This is a genomic window from Bacillus sp. AFS001701, assembly GCF_002559405.1.
Taxonomy (GTDB): domain Bacteria; phylum Bacillota; class Bacilli; order Bacillales; family Bacillaceae_G; genus Gottfriedia.
On the sequence record NZ_NTZO01000588.1, the window covers coordinates 1 to 5,655 of the forward strand.

Below are 5,655 nucleotides of genomic sequence, written 5' to 3' on the forward strand. Positions count from 1 at the left end.
AGATGAATTAAAAGCATTAGAAGAAAAGAAGAAGGCAATTAAAAAAATAGACAATGTGATTGAATTACCTGTTCCTGAAATTAGTACAAAGAGATCTGCAATACAAAAATCAGATTGCCTAGTTCCTTCATCGTTAAGTAAAACGGTCATTAAAAATATTCCAGTAGCTCAAGTGGCACCTTTTATTAATTATCAAATGCTAATTGGACATCATTTGGGGGTAAAAGGTAAATGGGAAAATCAAGAACGTGGCCAGGAGTTATACGAGTTAGTTCAAGAATTCTTAAAAGATGGAAATGAATATTTTGACTGCCAAGTAATCTATCAATTTTTCCCTGCTCAAAGTAATGGCAATGATGTCATTATCTATGACTCTGAAACGAAAAAACCGATTGAACGTTTTCAATTTCCTAGACAAAGAAAAGAACCAAATCTTTGTATAAGCGACTTTTTAAATCCTGTTGGTGAAGAGATGGATTATGTTGGATTCTTCTCTGTAACATCGGGACCTCGAGTAAGAAATATTGCCGAAAGATTGAAACAAGAAGGGGAGTATTTAAAGAGTCACGTTTTATTCTCATTAGCTTTAGAATTAGCAGAAGGTTTAGCTGAAAAAACTCATATGCTAATGAGAGAAAAATGGGGATTCCCAGATCGTCCGGATTTCACGATGTCAGAGCGTTTTAAAGCAAGATATCAAGGAATCAGGGTTTCATTTGGTTACCCTGCGTGTCCAAATCTTGAGGATCAAGAAAAGCTATTTAAGTTAATTAACCCAAATGAAATTGGGATTAATCTGACAGAAGGATTCATGATGCTACCAGAAGCGTCTGTAACTGCAATGGTATTCTCACATAAAGATGGAAGATATTTTTCAGTTTAATAAGTGAGAATAATTATTCATTTAATTCAATAAAACTATAATTTAGTTATTTCAAATAGGTAGTAGAAATAGTTCATGCATCAATCTACTACCTTTTTCTTAAGAAAAAAGAGGAGTGGAAAAAATGCCTGTAATTATCAACAAAGATCTACCTGCAACAGAAATACTAACGAAAGAAAATGTTTTCTATATGACGAAAGAGCGAGCGGAGTCACAAGATATAAGACCGCTTCAAATAGGCATTTTAAACTTAATGCCAACAAAAATTGAAACAGAAACGCAATTATTACGTTTAATTGCAAATTCACCTCTACAAGTAGATATCGATTTAATCGGTACTGAATCATACAAGCCAAAAAACGTTTCAGAAGAGCATGTTTCAAGCTTTTATAAAACAATTTCACAAATTCAAAATACAAAATATGATGGCTTTATTATTACCGGTGCTCCAGTAGAGACATTGGAATTTGAAGAAGTTGAATATTGGTCGGAGCTTAAAGAAATCATGGAATTTACAAAAGAAAATGTTACATCTACATTGCATATATGTTGGGGTGCACAAGCAGGGCTTTACCATCACTACGGAGTTCCTAAATACACATTAGAAAAAAAAATGTTTGGTGTTTTTCCACACTCTGTAGAGGATCGTTTTGTGAAACTAGTACGTGGCTTTGATGACGAGTATTATGTACCGCATTCAAGACACACTGAAGTTAGGAAGGAAGATATCGATCAAATAGGAGAATTGAAGATTTTAAGTTTATCGGATGATGCAGGTGTCCATCTTGTTACTAGTGAGGATGGAAAGCAAATTTTCGCAACTGGACATCATGAATATTGTATTAATACTTTAAAATCAGAATATGAAAGAGATGTACAAAGAGGAGCGGAAATTGCTATACCAAAAAACTATTTCCGAAATGATAATCCTGAAAAACCACCGATTGTACGTTGGAGAAGTCATGCTAATCTACTTTTCTCAAATTGGTTAAATTATTACGTTTATCAAGAAACCCCTTACAATTTATAATTTTATATTTTTAGTTTCATCATTTCGTCAAATACTAAAAAAAAATAATTGGAAAATTAAAAAAAATGTTTGCTATTTTCATAAAACATTCTCATAATGGTAATAATATCAAATTTTAACGGAGGAGATCATATGAAGGACTGTATATCTATCGGACTATTAGGACTTGGAACTGTTGGAAGTGGTGTTGTAAAAATTGTTGAAGATCATCAGGACAGATTAGCCCATCAAATCGGTTGTTCTGTTCAAGTAAAAAAGGTTCTTGTTAAGGACCTTGAAAAGGAGCGATCAATTTCAATTCAAAAGGATCTATTAACAACAGATGCATATGAAATTTTAGATGATGCAGATGTAGATGTTGTTGTAGAGGTAATGGGTGGAATTGAAGATGCTAGACAATACATACTCCATGCCCTACGCAATAAAAAACATGTTGTCACAGCTAATAAAGATTTAATGGCTTTATATGGTACTGAATTACTCCGTGTAGCAAATGAGAATAAATGCGATTTGTTCTATGAAGCTAGTGTTGCTGGTGGTATCCCTATTATTCGTAGTTTAGTAGATGGTTTAGCTGCAGACCGTGTAACTAAATTAATGGGAATTGTAAATGGAACGACAAACTTTATACTTACAAAGATGAGCAATGAAGGTAAAGCATATGAGGATGTGTTAAAAGAAGCTCAGGAACTCGGCTTTGCAGAAGCAGATCCAACATCAGATGTTGAAGGACTAGATGCTGCGAGAAAAATGACAATTTTAGCTAAATTAGGTTTTTCAATGGATGTTGAACTAGAAGACGTGCAAGTACGTGGTATTAGTTCAGTATCTTCAGAAGACATCGATTTTGCTAAATACTTTGGTTATACAATGAAGTTAATCGGTTATGCGAAGAGAAACGATAATCGAATTGAAGTTAGTGTTGGGCCAACTTTAATTGCACATAATCATCCATTAGCATCTGTTAGCAATGAATTTAATGCAGTTTATGTATATGGTGAAGCTGTAGGAGAAACGATGTTCTATGGACCAGGTGCGGGTAGTTTACCAACTGCAACTGCAATCGTATCAGACTTAGTTGCGGTAATGAAAAATATGCGACTTGGTGTAAACGGTACAAGTGCTGTGTTACCACAATATCCAAAAGAAATTAAAGAAGATCATGAAATCTATTTTAAATCATTCTTCCGCTTTACAGTAAAAGATCAATTAGGTTCGTTCGCTGAAATTACTTCAATTTTTACAGAATCTGATATAAGCTTTGAGAAAATTATTCAAGTTCCATTAAAGCATAAAGGTCTTGCTGAAATCATTTTAGTAACACACCATGCGTCATATTCAGCATACAAAAAAGTATTGGAAAATTTAGAAACATCTGATGTTGTCGATGAAGTACGTAGCTATTATCGAATTGCAGGTGAAGATCTTGATGTATAAAGGATTAATCGAAAAATATTCAAATTTATTACCTATCAATGAAGAAACACCAAAATTAACTTTAAATGAAGGGAATACGCCATTACTATTTTTACCTAACATATCAGAGGAGTGGGGAATTGAATTATATGTTAAGTTAGAAGGGCTAAACCCAACAGGTTCATTTAAAGATCGTGGGATGGTAATGGCAGTTGCTAAGGCAAAGGAAGCAGGAAGTTCAGCAATTATTTGTGCATCGACAGGTAATACATCTGCTGCCGCTGCTGCTTATGCTGCAAGATCTGGTATGAAATGTTTTGTTATTATTCCTAATGGCAAAATTGCATACGGTAAACTTGCGCAGGCTGTCATGTATGGAGCACATATCATTAGCATTGATGGAAATTTTGATCACGCATTACAAATGGTAAGAAAAATCAGTGAGTCTGAACCAATCACACTAGTAAATTCTGTAAACCCATATCGAATCGAGGGCCAGAAAACAGCAGCATTCGAAATTTGTGAGCAATTGGAAGAAGCTCCAGATATTTTAGCAATTCCAGTTGGAAATGCAGGGAATATTACAGCTTATTGGAAAGGATTTAATGAATACAATTTATCAAAAGGTTATCAATTACCTAAAATGCATGGTTTTCAAGCAGAAGGTGCAGCACCAATTGTTAATAATAAAAAGATTGATAATCCTGAAACAATTGCAACAGCTATTCGAATTGGTAACCCAGCAAGCTGGGAGCACGCGGTAAATGCAATAGGGCAATCAAACGGTGCAATCGATAGTGTATCAGATGAAGAAATCCTACAAGCGTATAAATGGATTGCATCAAAAGAAGGTGTATTTGCAGAACCAGGTTCATGTGCAAGTATTGCTGGAGTTTTTAAACAAGTACAATCAGGTGTAATCAAAAAAGGCTCAAAAGTAGTAGCCATTTTAACAGGTAATGGATTAAAGGATCCAGATATCGCAATTCAATCAAGTAAAATTGAGCCAATACTGTTACCGAATGAAGAAAAAATTGTATTAGAACATTTACAAGGTGTGGTTTCGATATGAAAAAACTTTTCCAAATAACAGTTCCTGCAAGCACTGCAAATGTGGGACCTGGTTTTGATTCAATTGGTATCGCCTTAGATCGATACTTAACAATTGAAGTATATGATCACGATCAATATAGCTGCGAGGGATTTAGTGAATATTTGAAAGATATTCCACTTGATCAGACAAATTTAATCTTAAAAACAGCGATTGATGTTGCAAAAGCAAATCATAAATCTTTGCCAACATGTCATTTAAAGCTTGAAAGTAATATTCCGTTAACAAGAGGTTTAGGAAGTAGTGCCTCAGCAATAGTAGGTGGCATTATTCTAGCAAATGAACTTTGTAATCTTCAATTATCTCTAGAAGAACAGCTTAGAATCGCAACTGCAATTGAAGGTCATATGGATAATGTCGGTGCTTCACTTTATGGCGGTTTAGTTATTGGGACTTTTATAGATGGAAAAGCATATATCCAACACTCGACATTAAATAATGTTTCAGTAGTAGCTATTATACCAAAATACGAATTAGAAACTGTTCATGCAAGAAATATATTACCCTCAACGATCCCATATAAGGACGCTATACAATCTAGCAGCTTTAGTAATCTATTAGTTTTAGCATTATTAACGGAAAATTGGGCATTAGCAGGCGATATGATGAAACGAGATCTGTTTCACGAACCATATCGATGCAAAATTGTAAAAGAGCTAGATACCCTAAAACAAATCGAATTACCTGAATATGTTCATGGATTTGTATTAAGTGGAGCCGGACCGACAGTATTAGCCTTTGTTTCGATCGAAGGTTGCACTGAAGCAATTGACTATTTTACACGCTTATTTCCAAATTGTGATGTAAGTGAAATAAAAATAGAAAACAAAGGTGCAACAGTTAAACATTCAATCCACTCGAATTAAAAGAAACCACTCAACTATGAATCGTTGAGTGGTTTCTTTTTTTTTGAGATAGTTCTGAAGTGCAAATAAAATTTTGGAACTGCAATTAAGAACTTTGGAAGTGCAAATTAAAAGTAGTGTACTGCAATTATAATCTGTCGAAATGCAAATAAAAACTGTGTTACTGCAATAAAATAAGAAGTGCAAATAAAAAAGATGGAACTGCAATTAAATCTGAGAAAGTGCAAACAAAAATTGTGAAACTGCAAATAAAAATTACGAAACTGCAATTAAAAAAGTCGAATCTGCAAATAAAATTACTAAAACAGCAAATAAGTTAAAATAATACTCATACCAGTTAGGGTATTAT

General features: G+C 33.9%; 5 protein-coding genes. All 5 read left to right on the forward strand.

Annotated features, from left to right (window positions below; all coding sequences use genetic code 11):
* A partial coding sequence (locus tag CN514_RS23550; protein ID WP_286141812.1) for a vitamin B12 dependent-methionine synthase activation domain-containing protein occupies positions 1-883 on the forward strand: 883 nt, incomplete at its 5' end.
* 124 nt (positions 884-1,007) lie between these two features.
* The gene (gene metA, locus CN514_RS23555) at positions 1,008-1,913 is read left to right on the forward strand and encodes a homoserine O-acetyltransferase MetA (protein WP_098234652.1); all 906 of its coding nucleotides are present in this window, start codon (positions 1,008-1,010) and stop codon (positions 1,911-1,913) included.
* Positions 1,914-2,045: 132 nt separating this feature from the next.
* Complete coding sequence (locus CN514_RS23560; RefSeq protein WP_098234653.1) at positions 2,046-3,350, forward strand: homoserine dehydrogenase; 1,305 nt, start codon at positions 2,046-2,048, stop codon at positions 3,348-3,350.
* Complete coding sequence (gene thrC, locus CN514_RS23565; protein ID WP_098234654.1) at positions 3,343-4,401, forward strand: threonine synthase; 1,059 nt, start codon at positions 3,343-3,345, stop codon at positions 4,399-4,401. Before CN514_RS23560 ends, thrC begins: the two co-directional genes overlap by 8 nt.
* Positions 4,398-5,306 (forward strand): homoserine kinase, encoded by a 909-nt coding sequence (gene thrB, locus CN514_RS23570; RefSeq protein WP_098234655.1) that lies wholly within the window; start codon positions 4,398-4,400, stop codon positions 5,304-5,306. Before thrC ends, thrB begins: the two co-directional genes overlap by 4 nt.
* Positions 5,307-5,655 lie beyond the last annotated feature (349 nt).

What these genes read in the sequence shown, in the direction of transcription:
- metA (WP_098234652.1), top strand. Translation starts at nt 1,008, where the DNA reads ATGCCTGTAATTATCAACAAAGATCTACCTGCAACAGAAATACTAACG.
- CN514_RS23560 (WP_098234653.1), top strand. Translation starts at nt 2,046, where the DNA reads ATGAAGGACTGTATATCTATCGGACTATTAGGACTTGGAACTGTTGGA.
- thrC (WP_098234654.1), top strand. Translation starts at nt 3,343, where the DNA reads ATGTATAAAGGATTAATCGAAAAATATTCAAATTTATTACCTATCAAT.
- thrB (WP_098234655.1), top strand. Translation starts at nt 4,398, where the DNA reads ATGAAAAAACTTTTCCAAATAACAGTTCCTGCAAGCACTGCAAATGTG.